The organism is Pseudoalteromonas galatheae (assembly GCF_005886105.2).
GTDB lineage: Bacteria > Pseudomonadota > Gammaproteobacteria > Enterobacterales > Alteromonadaceae > Pseudoalteromonas > Pseudoalteromonas galatheae.
In genome coordinates this window covers 980,498-1,002,108 of sequence record NZ_PNCO02000001.1, presented here as the reverse complement: position 1 = coordinate 1,002,108, position 21,611 = coordinate 980,498, and the positions used below count along the sequence as shown (strand labels likewise).

Sequence of the window (21,611 nt, the reverse complement as noted above, 5' to 3'; positions counted from 1 at the left end):
TTCGCCACATTACACTACGTTCATTACACTTAAATATCGTTCAGTAATGAATAACGTTGAAAATTCTCTTAGGTTGTAGCTGGGGTGTAATCAATAACTTTTAAATTACTGGCATGAGAAGCATGACTCATTTAACACTCAGATTAAGTACAAAACGTAAATAATATGTCACAACAAGGCATCAACTAATTCGCATACAGGGTATGAAGACGCTTGAAATATCAGCGTTAACCAGCTAGTCTAACTGGGTGGTCAGACCTCTTATAAGGAAGAACAACATGACACTTATATTTGTTCTCGCGTTGTTAGCCTTGCTCAGCGCAGCAAGCTATCATCGCGCAAGCTGGAATACCGCTCTAGGTATTGCAGCAGTTACAATGCTAGTTGGCACCTTTGCTGGTGCATTTGGCATTATCTCTTGGTTAATTTTCTTAGCGATTGTTATTCCGCTTTCAGTAACGAACCTACGTCAGCAGTACATCGTGGCTCCGGCATTTAAAGCGTTCAAAAAAGTAACGCCGACGATGTCAGAAACCGAGAAGTCAGCGATTGATGCAGGTACTACTTGGTGGGAAGCCGACCTATTTTGTGGTAACCCAAACTGGGATAAACTTCATCAGTTTCCAAAGCCACGTTTGAGCGTTGAAGAGCAAGCGTTTTTGGATGGTCCGGTGGAAGAAGTGTGTGCCATGCTTAACGATTGGGAAGCAACACACGAACTGACGGACTTACCGCAAGACGTGTGGCAATACTTAAAAGACAACAAGTTCTTTGCGATGATCATCAAAAAGCAATACGGTGGTCTTGAGTTTTCAGCTTACGCGCAATCTTGTGTATTACAAAAGCTTACTAGTAAATCAACTTTACTATCGTCTATCGTGGGCGTACCTAACTCGTTAGGCCCAGGTGAACTACTTCAGCACTATGGTACTGACGAGCAAAAAGAACATTACTTACCTCGCCTAGCAGTGGGTGATGAAATCCCTTGTTTTGCATTAACGTCACCGGAAGCGGGCTCTGATGCTTCATCTATCCCTGACTTTGGTGTTGTGTGTAAAGGCGAATGGGAAGGCAAAGAAGTGCTGGGTATTAGCTTAACGTGGAACAAACGTTATATTACCTTAGCGCCCGTTGCGACTGTACTTGGTCTGGCGTTTAAAATGCGTGACCCGGACGGCTTACTAGGCGATAAAGAAGAGCTAGGTATTACTTGTGCCCTTATTCCTACTAACACACCAGGTGTAAAAATTGGTCGTCGCCACTTCCCTCTAAATGTGCCATTCCAAAATGGTCCAACACAAGGTGAGGACGTGTTTGTACCACTGGATTTCATTATTGGTGGCGCAAAAATGGCAGGACAAGGCTGGCGCATGCTAGTTGAGTGTTTGTCAGTCGGTCGTGTTATTACGCTTCCTTCAAACTCTGCCGGTGGTATTAAATCTCTTGCAGTGGCAAGTGGTGCGTATAGTCGTATTCGTCGTCAATTCAAACTTCCTATTGGTAAAATGGAAGGGATTGAAGAAGCACTTGCGAAACTGGGTGGCTATGCGTATAGCTCTGATGCTGCGGTTACCATGTCAACTGGCGCGGTAGATTTAGGTGAAAAACCTTCGGTTGTTTCTGCCATTTTGAAGTACCACTTAACCGAACAAATGCGTGCTTCAACCATCCATGCCATGGATATTCATGGTGGTAAAGGGATTTGTCTAGGACCAAATAACTACGTTGGTCGTGGTTACCAAGGTGCACCAATTGCAATTACGGTAGAAGGTGCAAACATCCTAACCCGTAACATGATCATCTACGGTCAAGGCGCTATTCGTTGCCATCCATTTGTACTGGCTGAACTTGAAGCTTGCTCTATCAAAGATAAACAAGAAGCACTTGATAGCTTCGATAAATCCTTGATGGGTCACATCGGTTTCACTATGTCGAACTTGGTAAGAACTAAGTGGTTAGCACTAACCGGTGCACGTTTCACCAAAGTACCATTTAACGATGAAACTGCGGTTTATTATCGTAATGCTGCCCGTTACAGTGCATCATTGGCATTAATGTCTGATATTTGTATGGCTGTATTTGGTGGCTCACTTAAGCGTAAAGAGCGTATATCTGCACGTTTAGGCGACTTATTAAGCTACCTATACTTGGTTTCAGCAACGCTTAAGCGCTATAACGATGAAGGTCGTCGTAAAGAAGACTTACCGTTTGTACAATGGTCTTGTCAAGAGCACCTATATCTTTGCCAACGTGCCCTTGCTGACTTAATTAACAACATGCCTTCTGCTGCATTACGTGGCCTATTGAAAGTGGTCCTGTTCCCATTTGGTCGTCCGGTTCGTAAACCAACCGACAAAATGGAACACAAGCTTGCTCAGTTACTTCAAATGCCTAGCGAAACGCGTGATCGTCTTGCAACACACATCTACTTAAAAGATGAGCCTCTGTGCTTGCTTGGTAAGCAAGAGCAAACGCTAAAAGACATTCTTGCCGTAGAGCCATTATTTGAAAAGGTATGCCGTGGTACTGGTAAAAAGTTACCGTTTATGCAGCTTGATAAAGTGGCAGCAATGGGGCTTGAAGCTGGCGTGCTAAGCGAAGACGAAGCAGCGAAATTGACTGCCGTTGAAGCAAAGCGTCTTGCCGTTATCAACGTTGATGACTTTGACCCTGAAGAGTTACTTGCTGGTAAAGCAAGAACCAAAGAGTCAGCTAAGGCAGACGCAGCATAACTATTTTTGTTTAGGTAGTGTTACCCATACTACCCTAGCAATTAGCGTGGATATAAAGGTCAGAATTTTCTGACCTTTTTTCTTGGCAGATTATACCAATTTGACTTAATACTTGCTCAATTTGAAGGAATAAATCTGACGCTAACAGCGTTAAAAATTTCTTATTTAGAACAACTAAATAACAAAATTTTTGCCTGGTTATCGACAAGATTTTCTCGCCTCAAAATAGACCACTTAATTAAGAAAATTGGTATTAGAGCCGGGGGAACACAGCTCTAGTGATTTAAAATAAATATCGCACCTTAAACGTCACTAAGTCTTGCACTGGCTGTTGCCATAAATCGGCAACACTACCAAACCAATCTCTGCGCCCGACCTGAGACTTTTCAAGTGTCGAAAAGTTTGCACCTCCTCGTTGATACACTAAAAAAATGTCTGAATATGCACCCATACGATAACGCAGTTTTATCTGGCTCGCTAAGCGCCTATCGTCAAAACTGGTATCACCATGAATCTCGCGAAGCTCACCGTTGGTAAGTTGATAAATCGTCTTACTTTGCGCTTCAAGTACCGTCCACTGTAGTGAACCACTGAGTTCAAGGTTGTCAGTGATCCGGCCATTAAATTCAAATTTATTGGAAAACTCATCTCTATCGTATTCACTCAAGCGGTTGTGCCCGTTTGCCATTAGCCAGCCATCACCGCTTCTAAAGAAATTACTCAACTTAAGGTTCCAGTTATAATGTGGCATCCACGTCAAATCCACGGCGTACTGCTGTGCTGAGCCTGATATTCCCTCCTGGTCAAGCTCTATACTTGCAGCCCAAGAAAAATCTCCTACATAAGGGCTTTGATAAAATACCCGAGACTCCACGCGGCTTGGCATCTCAAACATCTCTGTGCCTCGCCCTAAATTATCTTGTTTACCGCTGGTGTAATAATCTAGGCCGAGATTGAGCTGACCACCATTTGCCAGCAAAAACTGCGCTAAATATGCTTGTCTGGCCGCTAAGCCTGTTCCTGCATTATTTTGCTCATGTCTTAATGTGAGTGACTGCTTTAATCTGGTAAACCAGCTGTCTTTTGGGTGCATCGAGTATTCACCATAAAGCTCACTCACCTGCCAGTCATTGCGTTTCATATAACCGAGATCACGATTATCAAATTCGTCATCCACAGCAAAGTAGCGCGCAGCGAACTTTGTCTGTAACGACTGTTGATACTCTGCCTCTAGCGATACACCTTCACCTGTAACACGTTGCTTTTGTGTTTCTACCTCAGTTTGTAATAGCGCACCTTTGAAAGACCAAGTATCACTACGATACTGGCCATCAAGGGCATAACTTGTGGCATCACGCTCAAGAAACGGTCTGTCTGTTTTGGTTGCAAGCACACCAGCCTGCCAATCTTGCGTGCGATAATTAGCTCTTGCGGCAAAAAACTGCTTACCGATATCATCCGAAAAGTCCGACTCAGACACAACAAAAGTACCAAATTGTACCGACTTACCTTTATGTACAAATCGTAGCGCGGCATCTATGGGGGTGATTGCACGTGTACCATCATCACTTGATGCCCCTATACGACGGGTATGAATAAGCTTAGTGCTTTCAAGTGCAGCAACTTCAAACAGGCTGATATCTTGGGTGAAAAATGGACGTTTATCGGTGCGAAGCGTTTCCACGGCCGAATAATTCACATCAACATCATCGATATCCACCTGACCAAAATCAGGATTCACAGCAAGACTTACCTTCTGATGATGAGAAGGCTTGTAGAATAAATCAAAACCAACATCGGACTGGTGCTGGCGCTCGGAAGGCGAAGTGCTTAGAGGTGCAAATTGAGCTTGATGCGCAAAGTAAGGCACAAATGCCAATTGAGAATGTGCGGGGATGTGTGCTGCGATCTTTGGCATAGACAAGAAAAAGTCGTTATTTGCTGTTGTATCCTCATGGTTTGCATAGATAAAATTACTCTTAAGCTCATACAACTGTACCGAAACCCCAATATTTTTAAGCCCCAGCTCATCTCCCGGCTGAAACGATACAGTATGCCAAGGGATCAATAATTCTGTGGTCCAATACGTATCGTCAATGTGATTGGCATAGTGCCAGTCCCCATCCCAATCGTAATCCACGTTTAAGCTTGGGGTTACAACACCATCTTGCGAGCCGCCACCTAATGTCACCGAGAATTGATATGCGCTGCTGCCGTCACCTGAAAAGTCCACAACTACCCGATTGAAGTCAGCTTGCATAAAGCGGTCATGGATATTGAATTGTCGCTTACGCTCGGCTTTATGCTGAAAGTTTTTAATACCAATATAAACACCGTCGGCGGTTGCAAAGGCTTTTGCTGTAATTTTGTCATTGGCAGATGCCAAAGTTACAGGCACAACCTGAACAAATTGTTCAAAGTGTGTAGCAGAACCCCACTGCGCTTCATTTAACTTACCATCAATCACGATAGGTTCCGCAAGTACAGCTCCTGCCATCATGGGATAACTTAAACCAAGCCAAAATTTATTGCTTTTATTCATACATACTTTCCTCAGAGTTATGCCTGCTATTGCAACAAACTTTGCCGTAAAAAGTTCTTAACTTTTTCTGAAGAAAGCTGACTTAACCTTTATAAACATTGACTTAATCTTAAGAAACGCTAACGTTATAGGAACAATTGGCTTTGATTATTGAAATTGGTACTCAGCGTGCAGGCACAGGAAGTAGAGATGGTTTGTTTTGGACATTGGCAGTTTGATCTCCAGCAAGACTGCCTAACACATAGGCAAAGCCAAGAAACCGTAAAACTTGAGCCACAAATGGCAAGGTTACTCGCACTTTTTATTGAGCATCATAACGAAGTACTAGAGAAATATTGGCTTACTGAGAAGCTATGGCAACACGCGGTTGTCGAACCTAATAGCCTTTATCAGCTACTAACTAAACTGCGAAAAGTGCTTGGGGATGACCCTAAAAACCCGATTTATATCAAAACTATCCCCAAACGGGGTTATCGCTTTATCGCGCCACTTACAAGCCATGATAAGGTGTCTCAGCATACGATAAAACCCGTAAAAACAATAACCAAGTCCCACTTTTTCTCTTTTAGCGCCGTCGTTATGGCAGTGTTATGCTTTGGCGCAATCGCCTTTTTTAATCAAACACCGACTGAAAAAACACCATCACGCTACGAAACCTCGAGCCTTAGCCATGATCTAGGCCTTGAATTTGACGTTGATGCCCACCAAAGCCAAGATCTCATCGCCTACATTAAAGATTTTACTCATCTTGTGATTGCCAACAAACAAGGCTATCAATTAAATGCACACCATTTCGACTCTCGTATTAGCTTTCCAAGTTGGAGCCCCGATTCAGATAAGCTAGCATTCTGGCAATATCAAGGCAGTGGCTGTCAACTTCATGTGATGACTGCTGCGGGGCAATTTTTCCACAGTTCTCAAATTATTCCCTGCCAGGTTGGTACTAAACCTGTTTGGAAAAATGATAAGGAACTTATTTTAACGTTCGGCCAATACAATGCCAAAGCAGCGCACCTTTACAGGCTAGAGTCCCATCAAATGGTCAAACTGCCACTCGCTTTGGCAGCCAATGAGCAGTTAAAAATGGCAATTCGAGGTTGGGGAGGCAAAACCTATTACTTAGTGCAAGATAAACAGAGGCTGGCAAGACTTCAAACACTCGATGGCACGGTTCATATAGAATGGCCTGTCCCTGTGACTTCCGTGGCATTTGATATTTATCATCAAGCCGTGATTGCGAGTCAATATGGCAGCTTGTCACGGCACTTTCGAGACGGTGACATTCACGCTATAAAAGAAACGGAGATTGGCCTTTATACAAGCTTTTCGAGCGATCAACATGGGGATATTTTTGCCGCATTAGAAAGCTTCCAAGTTAATATTAAAGACCGAGACAACCTCCCCTTATTTTCAAGCTCAAGCATCGATTACCTGCCACTGACCAACAGCTTGGGGGAAACCGCATTTATGTCTAGGCGCAGCGGCGTATGCGAGGTGTATCTTTATCGCGATGATAAAATCAGCCAGCTTTCTTTTCATCAGGGGCATGAGTACGTTGGCTTTTTAGTATGGAGTCCAGAGCTAAACTATTTGGCCTCAAACCGTGATAACAATTTAGTGATATACGACCGAAAACGCCCACTCACCCAGTTCGACTCTCAGCTGAGTCAGCCTGTCAAAAGCATGGGCTGGATTGATGAACAGACACTATGGGCTTATGACGGCGAAACTTTAAATCAATACAGTTTGTCTGGGGCGCTTATCAGCAGCCATCAAAGCGCAGCGAATTTTGTCTTTTATCACCCCAAAAGACAAACTTGGTTTGTGCTACAACAAACCCTACTACTTGAGTACGAGACGCTCTTCGAAAGCGACTCAGAAGCATTAAATAAATATACCCTAGACCAAAAGCAAACCAATCAATTTAGTAACTTAAGAATTCGCGGCAACGACATCTATTGGCAATCGGCTTGGTCAAAAGAGGATTACATCTGGCAACTCACATTGATGCCAGAGCAACAGCCTACACTTAAAAAAGTAGGCCACCTGATCTGGCACTACGATATCGACGCCCTTGGCAATCTGCTCATCGCGAAAATGGAGAGTATCGAAGGCGATATCAAGAAACTGACTCGCCTACCTGAAGCTGCAAATTAGCAGTTGGTATTACCAAAGCACAAACGCTGTATAGCTCAGTACTAAAGTACTGAGCCAAGTCATGGCTAAATGTTGTGGACCTTTTAATGCACTTAACACCAAAAGCGGCAAAAATGCATAGGGTAACAGGCTCACAACAGTCAGTCCCAATAACATATAGACAGGCACTGAAAAACAGACGGCAGCCGTCAGCACAATAGTCCAGATACTCCGCTTTGCTGGTTGCAGCTTATCTATACTTAACCAATATGCAGCACGATCGTAGATTTCAGGCTTGAGATCAATTGCAAGACTCGACCACCATAAAAGATTTAGAGTCACCAGTCCCGGAACATAATTTGCTTTTAGATCAGGTCGCTCTGTGCTTAAGACCGCACCAAACCATACCACCAACACGCTCATCACAATACGCCATAGCAGCACAAAGTAGTGATTGTAAGCAAAGCTCAACCAAAACGTCGTCAATCCTTTAACCATTACCGATAACGTCACTTTACGTGGTAGCACCGCAGCACAGCCGAACGCTATTAAGTTTACAGTAACCAAATACCAAGTGATTTCGATAACAGCAAAACTGATAATTGCCGTTATCAATAACCCAATACTGGTCCCCAAAGGCCGATAGACAAAGCAAAGGGCAACGAAGAATTGCGTCACCGCAAAAAGCAGTAATTGCCACGCTTGTGTGATTTTCTCAATTCCAATTGAATAGCAGAGAATTAGCGTCATCAATAATAAAGGGTGAACAACAAGTACCGACAATCCATCCGCCACTTTTTGATGGATGGCACGATGCAGGATCGTGTGGTGGTAACTTCTGTGCGCGTTATCCAAAACCGCATCTCGAAACACAAATAGAATAAAGCTTTGCGCCGCAAGTAACCCCCATGCAATTTGTACCTGCGCCACTGGACTATCACTTTCAACTATTTTACCTATACCCATAAATAGTATTGCGATAAAACCTAGCAGATAGATTTGAAACAGCGCAGCTATCATCAAGCCAAATTGTTGAAGTTGCTGGCCTATCGCCTGCAGCGACAAAGTAAGTGACGTTTTTCTGTAGTTGTAGTAATAAAACATTTTAACCACCCAGCTTCGGTGCTAAAGGAACAGAATGAAACCCGACTTGTAAAAATGGTTCGGGCTCATGACTTGTCATCAGCACCATACCTGCGTAGTTTTGCGTCAACTCAACGATATACTCGCAACCTGCCGCGTCCAAAGCCGCAGTGGGCTCATCAAGCAATAAATAAGGGGGGTTACGCATCAAAGCATTAATAAGCTGAAGCTTCTTTTTGTTACCAGAGGAGAGATCCGCGTAGCGCGTCGTTAAAAAGGCTTCAAACTGGAAGTCGTTTACAAGCTGAGAAGGAAAATCACATTGCCATGCGGTTGATGTGAGAGTTAATAGCTCTTTTGCACGCAAAAAAGCAGGAAAGGGAATGTTGTCTGACGCAAGTGCAACAAGTGTTTGGCGCTTATCGATTTTTTTACCTTGTAATAGAATATCGCCATTGAACGCATCATCAAGCCCAGCAATCATACACAGTAAGGTGGTTTTCCCTACGCCATTCGGTGCCGCTAAACAAATCCTATCATGGTCAAACTGTTGTGAATAGTTGTCAAACAGCACTTCTTTAGAGAAACTTTTACTTAAAGATTTTATCGTTATCATTTTGCTCTACAACTATAAATCCAACTAGAGATTTATGTTTAAAAATGTAATTGTCATAAAGCTTAAACTATTACAAAAGCCAATATTTATCACCTAGTTAGAACGGAAAACCTTGGCAAATACACGCCTTATTTTGTAACAAAGCCTTACACACTACAATTTCTAACACCTTTTAAACACCATAAAGTAACTCTACGTTTCTCAATCCGATATTCTTGCTCCGAAATCGCTAAGAGAAAGCCCACATTCTAAATATTGATAAAGGAGATCACCCATGAATTTTCGTTTACTGACTGCTGCTACACTCTCATTTTTAGCCATTGCTTGCTCATCAGAAGATCTTGAAACCGCAAATTTCGGGTCAGATATCGCCAAGAATAAATATAACTTAGTCAACGCCACCGATTATGAAATTGCTTTTCACTTGGCAAACACTGAAGTGGATGGCGATAAACGCAACGTTTCCGACGATAAATACCATGTAAAAACCCTAATATCGGGCTCTGAGCCAAGTAAAGTCACCCACGAGCATAACGTAAATAGAACTATCAGCTTTTATGCAAAGTCGGTGAACAAAGTGGGGATGGACGAACAAGAAGAAGTGAAAATAAGCTATGATCAGGACTATCACTTTGTTGTAATGCAAAATAGCAATGACACCCTAGATATCAAAGTTGTTAAAGCATCTAAAAACAACCACGACAATAAATTTACTGTGCGCGTGCTCGCTTCCAAAACAATGACTCTCACTATAAACGGCGCTGACATTGAATTTAAAAGAGGTGAAGTGAGCGGCTGGTATCAAGTGGAAAACTGCAATGAAGATATCATGATGGGTGACGAAGTTATTAGTCTTTGTAATGCTTCATTTGACCGCTCATATCTACTCGTAGTGGGCGAAACGGGTTTAATGAGTACAGTTTTAGAATATTAATCATCTACAACAGAGTGGCGGACTTACCCCACTCTTTTACATTTAGGTGGATCTGGCTTTGACTGAGTAGGGTCCATTTGATTTTTGTTCTCCAGAGCGGAGTTTAACCGCAATGCATGATTGACATTTCTACCGTGTTACCTAATAGGGAGCTGGAGTAAGGTGACTTTGCTGGAGCACAAAGTCTTTAGCGTCTGACTTACATAGAAATAACCTGAGCTGCGAATAATTAATGCCTTTCTAGCAGCTAGTTTTAGCGCTAACTGCGTTGAATTCACTTCCAATAGCCAGCTATTGGTGCGTAAATTCGCCTTGCCTACAGGATGTAGGTACCTCAGCGAGAGCAGGACGCGGAAGCGGTGTTATCCCTAAAACTCTCTGGCTAGACAAGGAAAAAACTAAGTTTTGCTTTAGCAACAATGAGTTGGAACATTCCTTATCCAAACCTCAGGTTAAATAGCAATCAAACGACTGTAAAAAGCAAACTTGAAAGCTAACCAGACCCTAATAGTGTTATAGAATTTCGGCAGCAGCCTTAGGTCTCAGCTCAGCAATGCGATAAAACCCAAGCGCGGTGATAGATACTAGGGTCATGATGATAAACAGCATCATGCCGGAGTAAAAATCTAATATAAGTCCACCTAAAATGGGTGCTAATGCATACCCTAATGAACACAAGCCAGCAGCACCAAAATAGCTAGCTTTCAGGTTATCTGGTGCCAACCTGTCAATATAGACATTGATGTTAGTAAACATAATCGCTTCGCTCAAACTCAACACCATCATCGCTGCAATCCATCCCCAGATATTTTGCACATCATTTAAGGCCATCATGACTTGTGAAATGATCAATATCACGCCACCCGCATAGAGCCTATTTTCAATACGCCAATTACGCATCAGATGTAGTAATGGAAACTGACAAACGATGATCACACTAGAATTTGCGATAATTAAGCTAGAAATTAACCAAGCCAGATCTGGGACCTCTGCACGTGTCAAATACTGCACTAAGCTAGAGTCGCATTGCGCATAGACTAAATAAACTAAGGTTGTAGCGATTAGTACTATTAAAAAGACTTTATCTTTTCGCAAGATCCCCAGCCATTTTGCAAACTTCGGTACCGACTGAGCGGCAGACTGCAAAGCGAAAGTCTGCACTTCACTCATTTTAGGTCTAAAGTAAAGCAATGCGAGCAACAAACCAATATACGAAATGCCAGTGTAAATAAAACTAAACTGCTCACCATTGAGCCCTGCCCATAAACCGTATAATGGCCCTAAAGCAGCTCCCACATTCACGAGGAAATAGAGTAAATGCAATGCAAGCTCTCTGTCTTTCGCGTCAGCAAGCTCTTCTGTAAGTAATGCTTTACTGGGCGCATCCCAGAGCGTTCTGGGTAGACAAGCTAAGAACACAGAGGTTGCAAACAACCACAACGACTCGGCCACCGCCAACAGTGAAAAGGAAATCACACCAACAAACACCGCCGTATAGAGCATTTTGGTGCGACCGAAACGGTCTGCGAGATTCCCCGTATAAAACCCCAAAAATACTGCGAAAGTTGCTGACACCGTCAGCAATAAACCGACCTCTGTTGCACTCAGCCCATAATTTTCGTAAAGAATAACAGCTAAAAATGGCCATACCATATAGTAACTAGCACGGACGAAAAAGTTACCAACAAGCATTACCCAAACTAAAGGTGTAAAGCGCTTTAACCGCTCGATTGCAGAGCTATTCTCCATTGATGTTCCTTAATTATTATTGATTTACGCAGAACCCTAATTCCTAAACCTTAGTTTAGGTCAAGCGTTTAACTGCATTCTATTATCTTGGATACTGGAACTCTATAAAGAAAAAATTTCATCCTTGAAATCACAAAGGGAGATAAAACTAACTCAATGCAATTAAGCGTTAAAACCGCTTAACGTAGAACACATTAAAAAAATCAAGACCGGGGTTGTGGTCGCTCAAACCAGCATTAGAATAATGCAGATATCGGATTCCAACTTTAGTACTGGGGTTCAAATTAACACTAAGTCCAATACGGTCTTCAAACTGATAGTGAACACCAATGTCTTTACCTGCAAATCGGGTATCACTGACGTAGGTCATGCCAATCCCGAACTCAAAATTTACTGGTTTTCCAGCAAACTCGGTCAGTGGAACACTGAGTACGGGTGACAAGGCGATCGCGAATGTCGTATCTGAGCGTGTTGGGTTGCCGTATTCCCAATAATTGGTGCTGAGCTCAAAATAAACATAAGTGCTTTCACCAAAGCCATAATCCGCTAATTTATAACACAAAGGGCGATACCCAAGCCTCAGCCCCTTTACATCACCTTCGCCTACCACATAATCAACCGCAACTTCATTAGCATGTGAGTAAGTAGACGCAAACAGCATAAGTAATAATAAAACTAATCGCATAACGACTCCTCTACGGTAAAAGTCATTCTACGCCGTTATTTAATTCTTAAAAGACACCAAAGAACCACATAATAATTGCCACTAAAGCACCAATTTAGAGTTTTAATCGGTACATTAATTTAACTAAAACCAATAACAAATTATGAGTTATACTATTAAAAACGATCTTGAGAATGTGGTATGCAGTATTTAATTGGGAGCGTTATAGGGTTATCTAGTATCTTCAGTGTCTTAGCCGCAACGCCAGCAAAAGTAGATATCTATACCGAGCATTTTCCCCCTTACCAAATAGAGCAAAAGAATGGCTCCATCACAGGGCTTGCGACCGACATCGTGCGCTTAATTATGTGGGAGGCAGAACTAGGCTATCAGATCTATATGGTACCATGGACTCGCGCTAAGGCTTTTTCAGAAAAGTCCCCTTATTCGTTGCTGTACTCTATCGCCAGAACAGAGCAGCGTGAAGAAAATCATGTGTGGATTGCACCGCTTTGCCAGCTAAAGATCGCATTTTATAAACGCGCGGATATTGCAAATGAGCAAGCATGGGAAATATGGAGAATTAAACAGTATGTTGTCGCGGTTGCGGCCGATCAACTTTCCGAGAATTATTTAAAAGCACATGGCTTTGTCGCCGATAAAAACATATTGTCAATAACCAACTTAGATCGAGCTGGCGAATTACTCGAAAGAGGCAGAATTGACTTTATTTTTGGCGCTGAAAGTTTCGTCGATCAGATGGCTGCTAGAATGGGTGTCACCGAGCAGTGGGACAAAGTGCTAGATATCCCAGAGTTAAGTAAAACCCTTTATTTAACCGCCAATTCCAACGCTCCTACAGAATATATAAATCGCTTACGTGCTGCCGCTGAACGAGTACAAATGCAACGCAAAAAGGTTGATGTCGGCTGCCACATTGACGAGTAATGCATCGTTTGCTACTGAACTTTATGCGTTGCTATGATAGCATTTAAAAAATTGTATACTTTATTCAAAATAAAAATGAAAGTTCTCACAGGAATGTTATTACTCATGCTCTTTGTAGCATGCAAAGCGCACGCGAACCCCAAAATCATCAACACAATTTCACGTTTTGGTCACCCTCAAGTGATGAAGCCCGCAGACAAGTTTGGTCATAGCCCATATTCTCCACTTTTTGATAACGGCGCATGGCATGGTCACTTACTTCCTGATAGCGCTGCACAATTCGGTGGCTTCACAGGTAACGCGATTATCACCGAAGAGTATTTAACGTATTTATTTGAGCGTATTGAGCGCCTACAGGTTTTTCATGATGATACCAAATTGCAATTTGATGCAACGCAATACAGCCTGCCTGGAGAGCTGGTGCAAACGCTCAGACATGAGCTCGCGACGGTGACGATCCGCTTACGCTTTGTAAGTGAGCGTGTTTCTCTTATTCAAACCACTATTCATACAGAGCAACGACTTACTTTAAAATTGGATGGCAAATTACTCCACCAGCTTAATGAACAACAAGCACTGGACCAACAATACCCTAAGCTCGCACCAACCATGATTGCCAGCGAAAGTGGGATCAGTACCACTTTTGGTCGTGTTCGCGATCCGTGGGCGCTTCTGACCTCTGGTAGCAACGAGTACTCAATTACCCGCACAATCCCTTTCAAAAATGTGGTAGAAAACAACCGTTATTATAGCGAGACGCAAACCTCTGGTGATCTGCAGTTTTATACCGCAATAAGCTATGTCCACAATCAACAAGAGCGCATAAAAACAGCAAAGGCCGTTGCCAAAATACTGTCATCCCCGGTTACGTATTGGCAACGCTCTATAGCTCGCTGGACGGGCTATTTAGCACGCTATCAAACCTTACCACGAGATAAACAAACATTAGCGATAAAAGCGGTTGAAACCCTCATTGGTAACTGGCGATCTCCTGCAGGGGCAATCGCGTTTGATACCGTATCGCCTTCGGTCACTGCTCGCTGGTTTTCCGGCAATTTAACTTGGCCTTGGGACAGCTGGAAACAAGCATCAGCATTGAGACTATTTGCACCTAATTTAGCCAAGGCCAACATTGATGCCGTATTTTCCTATCAAATAGCAGCGAACGATCCTGTAAGACCCCAAGATAAAGGCTTATTACCCGATTTAATTGGTTATAACCTGCCACCAGAACGCGGTGGCGATGGCGGTAATTGGAGCGAACGGAATTCAAAACCCTCGCTGGCCGCTTGGGCGGTGTTGAATACCTACCATGCCAGCAAAGACAAAACTTGGCTTGCACAAATTTACCCTAAACTTGTCGCCTATCGTGATTGGTGGCTGCGCAACCGTGATCACAACCAAAATGGTATTCCTGAATTTGGTGCAACCATAGATAAACACCATAATAATCAAGCGGGTGAATTATTATTCTATCTACATGAAGGAAAGCAAAAGCATGCCCGCTTTGGGCTAAAAGCCTATCGCGATGCGCAAACACAAGGTAAACAGATAAGTATTCCCGCACAGACCGCAGCGTCATGGGAGTCTGGAAGAGACGATGCTGCTAACTTTGGTTTTATCTCACCACAGCAGCTTGAGATCTATGTGAAACAAGGTGGTGATGCTAAAGACTGGCAAGTCGAGTTTGCCAGCAATAAGGACGCCCAAGGCCAACTGCTAGGTTACTCTTTGATGCAAGAATCTGTTGACGGGGCCAGTTATTTTTATTCTGACACCAAAAACTTGAGTACCATCGCCAATATCTTGGCTAAGCCACAGGAAGCCAAAGCCTTTTCAGCACAAGCAAAGCAGATCGCCGATTATATTAACCGCTGCATGTTCGACGATAACAGCGGATACTACTACGACATTCGCATTGCCGCATCACCGCTTGAAAATGGCTGTGCAGGGAAACCAATCATTGAGCGTGGTCGCGGCCCGGAGGGTTGGGCTCCGCTCTTTAATCAAGTAGCAACAGCGTATCATGCTAAACGCGTCTCTGAAGTAATGCTCAGCCCCAGTGAATTCAACACCTATATTCCTCTGGGATCTGCATCCCAGACCAACCCTGCATTTGGCGCAAACATCTATTGGCGTGGTCGTGTCTGGCTTGACCAATTGTATTTTGGCTTGATGGGACTGCGCTATTATGGTTATGAAACTGAAGCGAACACTTTGCTTGATCGATTTATGCAAAATGCGGATGGTCTGATGAAAAACGCGCCTATTCGTGAAAACTACAACCCACTCACCGGTGAACAACAAGGCGCACCGAACTTTTCATGGAGCGCAGCTCATATTTTGCTCATGATAGAAGCATTTGAGATGGGCAAGCCCAAAAGGCCAATTAAAGAAGAAAAGCCAGTTTCGCAACAGATCACCACAAATTAGCCGAAAATTTGCTAGCAATCCAGTGATGATCCGTCTACATTTTTTAAATCATACAAAAAACAAATTAGACGGATCGCAATGAGTTGGTTTTACCGTATTTACCATTTTGCCCTAAAGTGCATTGTTATTTTTATCGGGATCCCAAACCCCAAATTACATCAGGGAAAAACGGGGTTGTTGGACGCCATTAAGGCGCTGGGATTAAAAAATGGAGATAAGGTCTTAGTTGTGACCGACCAAGTGCTCCTCAAACTCAACTTGCATCAGATTGTGGAAAACACACTACGTGAGTTAGAATTAGTTACGCATTATTACGCAGATGTTTTACCCAACCCAACCATAACAAACGTCGAAGATGGTCTAAAGATCTACCAACAGCATCAATGTAAAGCAATTATCGCACTTGGTGGTGGCTCGGTACTCGACACAGGCAAGTTAATCGGTGCTCGGGCTGTCAAGCCGAACAAACCGGTGACTAAACTCAAAGGGTTGTTTAAAGTCTTAAAGCGTCTACCGCCGAATATCGCGATCCCAACAACAGCGGGAACCGGCTCGGAGACCACCGTTGCAGCCGTCGTTAACGATCCTAGCAATCACGCCAAATATGCCGCGACTGATTTTTGTTTAGTGCCGCACCATGCAGTGTTATTACCGGAATTAACCACAAGTATGCCCGCACATATCACCGCAACTACGGCAATTGATGCACTAACCCACGCCATAGAGGCACTACTGAGCATTAACTGTCTTGAATTTAGCAGAGGCCGTGCTCTTGAAGCCTGTAGAGCCATCTTTGAATATTTACCCAAAGCACAACAAGATCCACAGAATTTAGAAGCGAGGGCGCAACTACTACTCGCTTCCCATTACGCAGGACAAGCTTTTACCAGAACCTCCGTCGGCTACGTACATGCAATCTCACACCAATTGAGCGCTCAATATGGTACGCCGCACGGACTTGCTAATGCGGTGTTACTCATGCCCGTGCTAACCTGGTATGGCGAGCGCATTAACCAGCAACTCGCACTCATTGCCAGATACTGTGCTTTAACCTCATTAGACTACCCCATCGAACGCCAAGCGGATGACCTGTTGGAGCACATTAAGCGCTTATTACTTGATCTACAGATCCAAACCACGCTCGCCGAAGTACTCCCTGACGATGCGGCGCTACTCGCAGAACTAGCGCTAAAAGAAGCACATCCAGATTATCCAGTGCCCCATTTTATGGATCCCAGTGCCTGCCAACGTATTATAAAAGGTATCGCTCCTACGCCTTAGTGGCACTCCGTTTAGTGATTGGATTCAAGGGATTAAAATAAAGCCAAGCTTTTCAAAACTTTGCAATTGATTCTTAAGTAAAAACACTAAAAATATAAAATTTATTAACGAGCAGTTCAAACCAAATGAACGCAAATAAAAATAATTCTCAATAACAAGAATTAATGCTAGTATGCGCGACTTTTGAAAAGCATACTGGTGTATTTTGGAACGTTATTACTCAGAAGTATTAAGTTATATCGCTCGTTCAGTGGGGTGCAAAGATAAGGCTCAAAATATAGTTCAAGAGGCGTATACCCGAATATTAAGCTATAAAAGCAGCAATCCAAAGCAGGATAACACGCAAGAACGCGCGCTGTTTTTTAAAGCCGCGAAAAACATTGTGATTGATCAATATCGAAAAAATCAGGCTATTGCTGAGCCCGACGACTTCGAATTAGTCGCGCCAAGTTATTATGAGCCCGAGGCTAAGCTCTCAAGTCAACAACAACTGGCATTACTTAATCGAAGTATCGACTCTTTGCCTCAAAAAACCAAGCAAGCATTTGTGCTCTATAAATTTAGAAACTTAAGCCAACCACAAATAGCAGAGCAAATGGGAATATCTATCAGCATGGTTGAAAAACACTTGGCAACGGCCATGCTTGCTTGCCGTAACGCATTACAAAAACAATAAGAGAATCGCAATGGACCGTCATAATGTATCAGTACAACAGCAAGTAAACCAATGGCTAGAACTCGAAAGGCAAGGGCTAAACAAAGCGCAGCAGCAAGCACTCAATCGCTGGCTTGGTGAGAGCCGTGCACACCAAACAGCCTATCAAGAAAGTAAGCAGGTGGAGCAACTGTTATCGCAATTTTCAGGGCAAGAAATTGCACAATTAGAGCGCCCTGCTAAAGACTCGAAGCTTAAATCAAAGACAACTCAGCGGTACTTCGCCATGGCCGCATGCTTTGCACTTTTTGCATTGAGTTTCTTTGGCTATCAAACTTGGTTCTTTCAAATAAACGAAGACACCTTTCACGCCAGCTACCAGTCAACAAGAGGCGAATTACGCAATATCTCACTGCCCGACCAATCTCGACTGACCTTAGATGCCAAAACTTCCCTCGCTATTGATTTTGATGGCGGCCGGCGCAGTAATAAGCTACTCAGTGGTCGCGTGCTGTTTGACGTTGCCAGTGACAAAAGCCGACCATTTGTCATCAGTGCCGGCAGCACAAAAATTACCGTACTAGGTACCCGCTTTTCCGTTGATAAAAAAGCCAATAGCGTTCGTGTTGTGGTAGATCATGGTCGTGTACACGTGCAAAACCAAAATCAGCAAATAGCGCTGACAAAAGGTCAAATGGCGGTTGTGGATAGTGACGGCATTGTCAAGACTGAGTTTGATCCAAACCTCAATCTCGTCGATGCGTTTAAGCAAGGACGACTCGTGTTCGACAATGCGCCACTTAACGAAGCATTTGAGGAATTTAAACGACACCATGCGATAAGTTACACCTTAACCGCTCAATCAACTGAGCAATTAGTTATTTCGGGTACCTTTTTAGCATCAGAACTCGAAAGCTTTTTAAACTTACTTCCACACGTTCTCCCTGTAGAAGTTAAAGAGTATAACAATCATATAGTTATAGTTGATTCTCAATGACAAGATAAAAATATTCAAGTTTTTATTGAGGAGTTCTCATTCTCATTCGTTTTCATCTTAGGTAATTTATTTGGACGCATAACAATGAGAACCCGCTATGTTTTAAACACAAGACTCTCCCCCTTAGCATTTGCACTCGGGCTTAGCCTGAGCCTGCCTGCAGCCGCGCAGAGTCAAGTTGCTATATATCAATTTAATCTTATGAAGCAACCTATTAGCCATACCTTAACGCAGGTAGCTGAGGCTGCGAGTATGAATCTAATTGCCGATGCGAAACTATTAAATGGTCTGCAGGCTCCTGCACTTAAAGGTGAAATCAGTTTAACCGAGGCACTAGAGCGCACACTAAAAGGTAGCCAGTTAACGGCAAGTATTATCGACAATAACATTGTTATTAAAGCGGCGATTAACGGGTCAGCGCCAGCAAAAAGCAAAACCAAAAACACTCAAACTAAAAAACACAACCGGGCAAAAGATCCACAAGATAATATTGAAGTCATCACTGTCAAAGGCGATAAACTCAATCTTAATCGTGAACAGATTGCTCGAACCAAAGGTTTATCTAACTCGGATATCTTCTCAACGTTTTCTGGTGTAGAGGCAAACAATATTCGAAACGAGGCTGGCGCACTTGATATTGGTATTCGTGGTGTGCAAGGCGAAGGTCGAGTGCCGATTTTCATCGACGGAAGTTTACAATCAACGCACACAAACCGAGGTTATATGGGTTCGTCGGATAGAACCTATATCGACTCAAACTTGATAAGCTCGGTGAATGTCGAAAAAGGCGCATCGACCAAAGCCTCACCCTTTGGGTCTGGGGCAATCGGCGGAACAGTCAATATCCGAACATTAGGCACGCATGATATTCTTCAAGATGGTCAGAGTCTCGGCGCTTTGGTTAAAGTAAATACGCACAACAACAATAGAACACCTGAAGTACCTGAAAGCTTTGGTCTGCAAAGTTATTACGAAATCAGCAACCATAATGACACTCTCGACTTTGCAGGCGGCGGGTTTACGCTAGCAACAGCTTATCAACAAGATAACTTACAAGCGGTACTCGCTTTTAGTAAGAAAAAGGTTGGTAACTACTTTGCTGGTAAAAATGGCTTTAACGACTTTGTTGAAGCCAAGGAGTACGTGCGTTGGGTACCTTCAACTGAACACGAAGGACAATATGACGAAATAACAGTAGTCGACCTTATCCCACCTCCGGTCAATCAAAATGGCGAAGTCGTCAATACAAGCTTTGAAAGCGACTCATACCTAGCAAAACTAACTTATGCGTTTACGGACGAACAATCATTAGAGGTGAATACACGCTACCATAAGCAAGAAGCGGGAGAAATGCTGGCCACCTACTGGTACAAACAACGAGCCGGTGACACCAAGTTTTGGAAGGTGATTGATGAAAATGGCCAGGAACAATGGATGTCCGAAGAAATTCCAGAAGGTGTAGAAACCATGCCGCAGTGGGCTCCGGGCTCTGCTTTGGTAAACAGTGCCAGTGCGTTGTACCGTTTCTTACCGAGTGATAACCCATTAGTCGATCTTAGTGTTAACGTCTGGCGTACCAGCGCGAGGTTACAGCAATATAATGCACTTGGTAGCAACCTAGGAGCAAATGCGGGGCAATACTTTCACCGTTATAATAATAAGCGTCATGGGATAAGTGCATTCAATACCTCTGCATTATCGCTGGCCAGTACACCAATTACTTTGACCTATGGTCTATCTTGGCAGGTTGAAAAATTAAGCCCACATAAAGACTGGAGAGACAATTTTAATCGAGACTGGTACCCTGCTGACTTCAATTTAAAGGCGACTTCGCGACACGGCAAGCAAACAAAACGTGCGTTATTTGCCAATGCCAATATCGATCTTGCGCCTGTAGAGCTTGCACTGAACGTAAACCTTCATGACTCAGTAAACGAGGACTATCAAACAGACGAAAAACTTACATTTGATGCCAAAGCGGATGTAACCGTACAAGTAAATTATCAACTGCTTGATAATACAGTTATTAAAGCCAAATATAGCAACGCATATCGTATGCCAAACCTGTACGAAACAACGGTTTCCAATGAGGTATTTTCTTACTCTAGTGACTATCCGATCACCCCTGAAAAAACGAAATCGTATGATATTGGCTTTGAAAGTGACTTTAGCAACTTACTCAGTCACGGGGATAAGCTAATTATCTCGGCGGAATACTTCTACACCAATATTGAAAGTATGTTGGCTACCGGCTTTTTGCCTAAACCCGACGCACCTTCATGGGATCAAAAATTCACTTTTACCAACTATGATAAGTTTGAACTGCCCGGTACAGAGTTTGGCCTTCATTACCAAAGCGACTTATTTTACAGCAGGTTATCTTACACAAAGTACAACGGCGTCAAAATGTGCTCACGCTTAATGGCTGAGGCTGCAGGTGTAGATACTTGTAATGCGAGCGGGTTTGCAGGAAGTTTAACACCACTTCGTATACCACCAGAAAAAAGCTATATCGCTACGCTTGGTATGACACTCTTCAACGACACAATTGATACAGGTTTTACCTACAAAAAACACTCCGAGAAACATCATCCGGGTGGTTTTTTGTCAGGGACAGGCGTAACCGCACTTGAGTATATTCCAGCAGGCTATCAGCTTGATTTTTACTTTGATTATATCTTTAGCGACAGCATCAAGGGCAACCTAGCGGTCACCAATTTGACCGATCAATATAAGGTTTCAACCGGCTCAATCGTTGCGATGCCTGAACCGGGGCAGACTATTTCGATTGGTTTAGAAATCAAACTTTAATAAACACTTAAGCGCTGTACTTTTGCTTAA

14 protein-coding genes are annotated in these 21,611 nt (G+C 43.2%); 9 read left to right on the top strand and 5 right to left on the bottom strand.

What is annotated here, in order from left to right; translation table 11 throughout:
- Positions 1–278 precede the first annotated feature (278 nt).
- Positions 279–2,732: an acyl-CoA dehydrogenase FadE gene (gene fadE, locus CWC29_RS04350; protein WP_138521646.1), complete on the top strand. Its 2,454-nt coding sequence runs from the start codon at positions 279–281 to the stop codon at positions 2,730–2,732.
- Between the two features lie 283 nt (positions 2,733–3,015).
- On the opposite strand, the gene CWC29_RS04345 is transcribed toward fadE, so the two are convergent.
- Complete coding sequence (locus CWC29_RS04345) at positions 3,016–5,274, bottom strand: DUF5916 domain-containing protein (RefSeq protein WP_138521648.1); 2,259 nt, start codon at positions 5,272–5,274, stop codon at positions 3,016–3,018.
- A gap of 189 nt (positions 5,275–5,463) precedes the next feature.
- On the opposite strand from CWC29_RS04345, the gene CWC29_RS04340 reads away from it, so the two are divergent.
- Positions 5,464–7,431, top strand: coding sequence for a winged helix-turn-helix domain-containing protein (locus tag CWC29_RS04340; RefSeq protein WP_138521650.1), 1,968 nt, complete (start codon positions 5,464–5,466; stop codon positions 7,429–7,431).
- Between the two features lie 9 nt (positions 7,432–7,440).
- On the opposite strand, the gene CWC29_RS04335 is transcribed toward CWC29_RS04340, so the two are convergent.
- The gene (locus tag CWC29_RS04335; protein WP_138521652.1) at positions 7,441–8,514 is read right to left on the bottom strand and encodes a DUF6136 family protein; all 1,074 of its coding nucleotides are present in this window, start codon (positions 8,512–8,514) and stop codon (positions 7,441–7,443) included.
- A 1-nt stretch (position 8,515) separates the two neighbouring features.
- Positions 8,516–9,109: an ABC transporter ATP-binding protein gene (locus tag CWC29_RS04330; RefSeq protein ID WP_128727946.1), complete on the bottom strand. Its 594-nt coding sequence runs from the start codon at positions 9,107–9,109 to the stop codon at positions 8,516–8,518.
- A 274-nt stretch (positions 9,110–9,383) separates the two neighbouring features.
- On the opposite strand from CWC29_RS04330, the gene CWC29_RS04325 reads away from it, so the two are divergent.
- Positions 9,384–10,043, top strand: coding sequence for a hypothetical protein (locus tag CWC29_RS04325; protein WP_128727947.1), 660 nt, complete (start codon positions 9,384–9,386; stop codon positions 10,041–10,043).
- Positions 10,044–10,556: 513 nt separating this feature from the next.
- On the opposite strand, the gene CWC29_RS04320 is transcribed toward CWC29_RS04325, so the two are convergent.
- Positions 10,557–11,792, bottom strand: coding sequence for an MDR family MFS transporter (locus tag CWC29_RS04320; protein WP_128727948.1), 1,236 nt, complete (start codon positions 11,790–11,792; stop codon positions 10,557–10,559).
- Between the two features lie 169 nt (positions 11,793–11,961).
- Positions 11,962–12,477 (bottom strand): acyloxyacyl hydrolase, encoded by a 516-nt coding sequence (locus CWC29_RS04315; RefSeq protein WP_128727949.1) that lies wholly within the window; start codon positions 12,475–12,477, stop codon positions 11,962–11,964.
- Positions 12,478–12,657: 180 nt separating this feature from the next.
- Between CWC29_RS04315 and CWC29_RS04310 the strand changes: the two genes are divergently transcribed.
- The 6 genes from CWC29_RS04310 to CWC29_RS04285 all read left to right on the top strand — a co-directional run bounded on the left by CWC29_RS04310 (position 12,658) and on the right by CWC29_RS04285 (position 21,581).
- Positions 12,658–13,404 (top strand): substrate-binding periplasmic protein, encoded by a 747-nt coding sequence (locus CWC29_RS04310; protein ID WP_128727950.1) that lies wholly within the window; start codon positions 12,658–12,660, stop codon positions 13,402–13,404.
- Positions 13,405–13,497: 93 nt separating this feature from the next.
- Positions 13,498–15,837 (top strand): alpha-glucosidase, encoded by a 2,340-nt coding sequence (gene ygjK, locus CWC29_RS04305; RefSeq protein ID WP_138521748.1) that lies wholly within the window; start codon positions 13,498–13,500, stop codon positions 15,835–15,837.
- A gap of 78 nt (positions 15,838–15,915) precedes the next feature.
- Complete coding sequence (locus tag CWC29_RS04300) at positions 15,916–17,118, top strand: iron-containing alcohol dehydrogenase (protein WP_138521654.1); 1,203 nt, start codon at positions 15,916–15,918, stop codon at positions 17,116–17,118.
- 205 nt (positions 17,119–17,323) lie between these two features.
- Positions 17,324–17,794 (top strand): sigma-70 family RNA polymerase sigma factor, encoded by a 471-nt coding sequence (locus tag CWC29_RS04295; RefSeq protein ID WP_138521656.1) that lies wholly within the window; start codon positions 17,324–17,326, stop codon positions 17,792–17,794.
- A 10-nt stretch (positions 17,795–17,804) separates the two neighbouring features.
- A complete protein-coding gene (locus tag CWC29_RS04290; RefSeq protein WP_138521658.1) occupies positions 17,805–18,770 on the top strand; it encodes a FecR family protein in 966 nt (321 codons plus the stop codon).
- An 84-nt stretch (positions 18,771–18,854) separates the two neighbouring features.
- Complete coding sequence (locus CWC29_RS04285) at positions 18,855–21,581, top strand: TonB-dependent receptor (RefSeq protein ID WP_138521660.1); 2,727 nt, start codon at positions 18,855–18,857, stop codon at positions 21,579–21,581.
- The last annotated feature ends 30 nt before the right edge of the window (positions 21,582–21,611 follow it).

Coding starts and splice junctions, on each gene's coding strand:
- fadE (WP_138521646.1), top strand. CDS start 279: ATGACACTTATATTTGTTCTCGCGTTGTTAGCCTTGCTCAGCGCAGCA.
- CWC29_RS04345 (WP_138521648.1), bottom strand. CDS start 5,274: ATGAATAAAAGCAATAAATTTTGGCTTGGTTTAAGTTATCCCATGATG.
- CWC29_RS04340 (WP_138521650.1), top strand. CDS start 5,464: ATGGTTTGTTTTGGACATTGGCAGTTTGATCTCCAGCAAGACTGCCTA.
- CWC29_RS04335 (WP_138521652.1), bottom strand. CDS start 8,514: ATGTTTTATTACTACAACTACAGAAAAACGTCACTTACTTTGTCGCTG.
- CWC29_RS04330 (WP_128727946.1), bottom strand. CDS start 9,109: ATGATAACGATAAAATCTTTAAGTAAAAGTTTCTCTAAAGAAGTGCTG.
- CWC29_RS04325 (WP_128727947.1), top strand. CDS start 9,384: ATGAATTTTCGTTTACTGACTGCTGCTACACTCTCATTTTTAGCCATT.
- CWC29_RS04320 (WP_128727948.1), bottom strand. CDS start 11,792: ATGGAGAATAGCTCTGCAATCGAGCGGTTAAAGCGCTTTACACCTTTA.
- CWC29_RS04315 (WP_128727949.1), bottom strand. CDS start 12,477: ATGCGATTAGTTTTATTATTACTTATGCTGTTTGCGTCTACTTACTCA.
- CWC29_RS04310 (WP_128727950.1), top strand. CDS start 12,658: ATGCAGTATTTAATTGGGAGCGTTATAGGGTTATCTAGTATCTTCAGT.
- ygjK (WP_138521748.1), top strand. CDS start 13,498: ATGTTATTACTCATGCTCTTTGTAGCATGCAAAGCGCACGCGAACCCC.
- CWC29_RS04300 (WP_138521654.1), top strand. CDS start 15,916: ATGAGTTGGTTTTACCGTATTTACCATTTTGCCCTAAAGTGCATTGTT.
- CWC29_RS04290 (WP_138521658.1), top strand. CDS start 17,805: ATGGACCGTCATAATGTATCAGTACAACAGCAAGTAAACCAATGGCTA.
- CWC29_RS04285 (WP_138521660.1), top strand. CDS start 18,855: ATGAGAACCCGCTATGTTTTAAACACAAGACTCTCCCCCTTAGCATTT.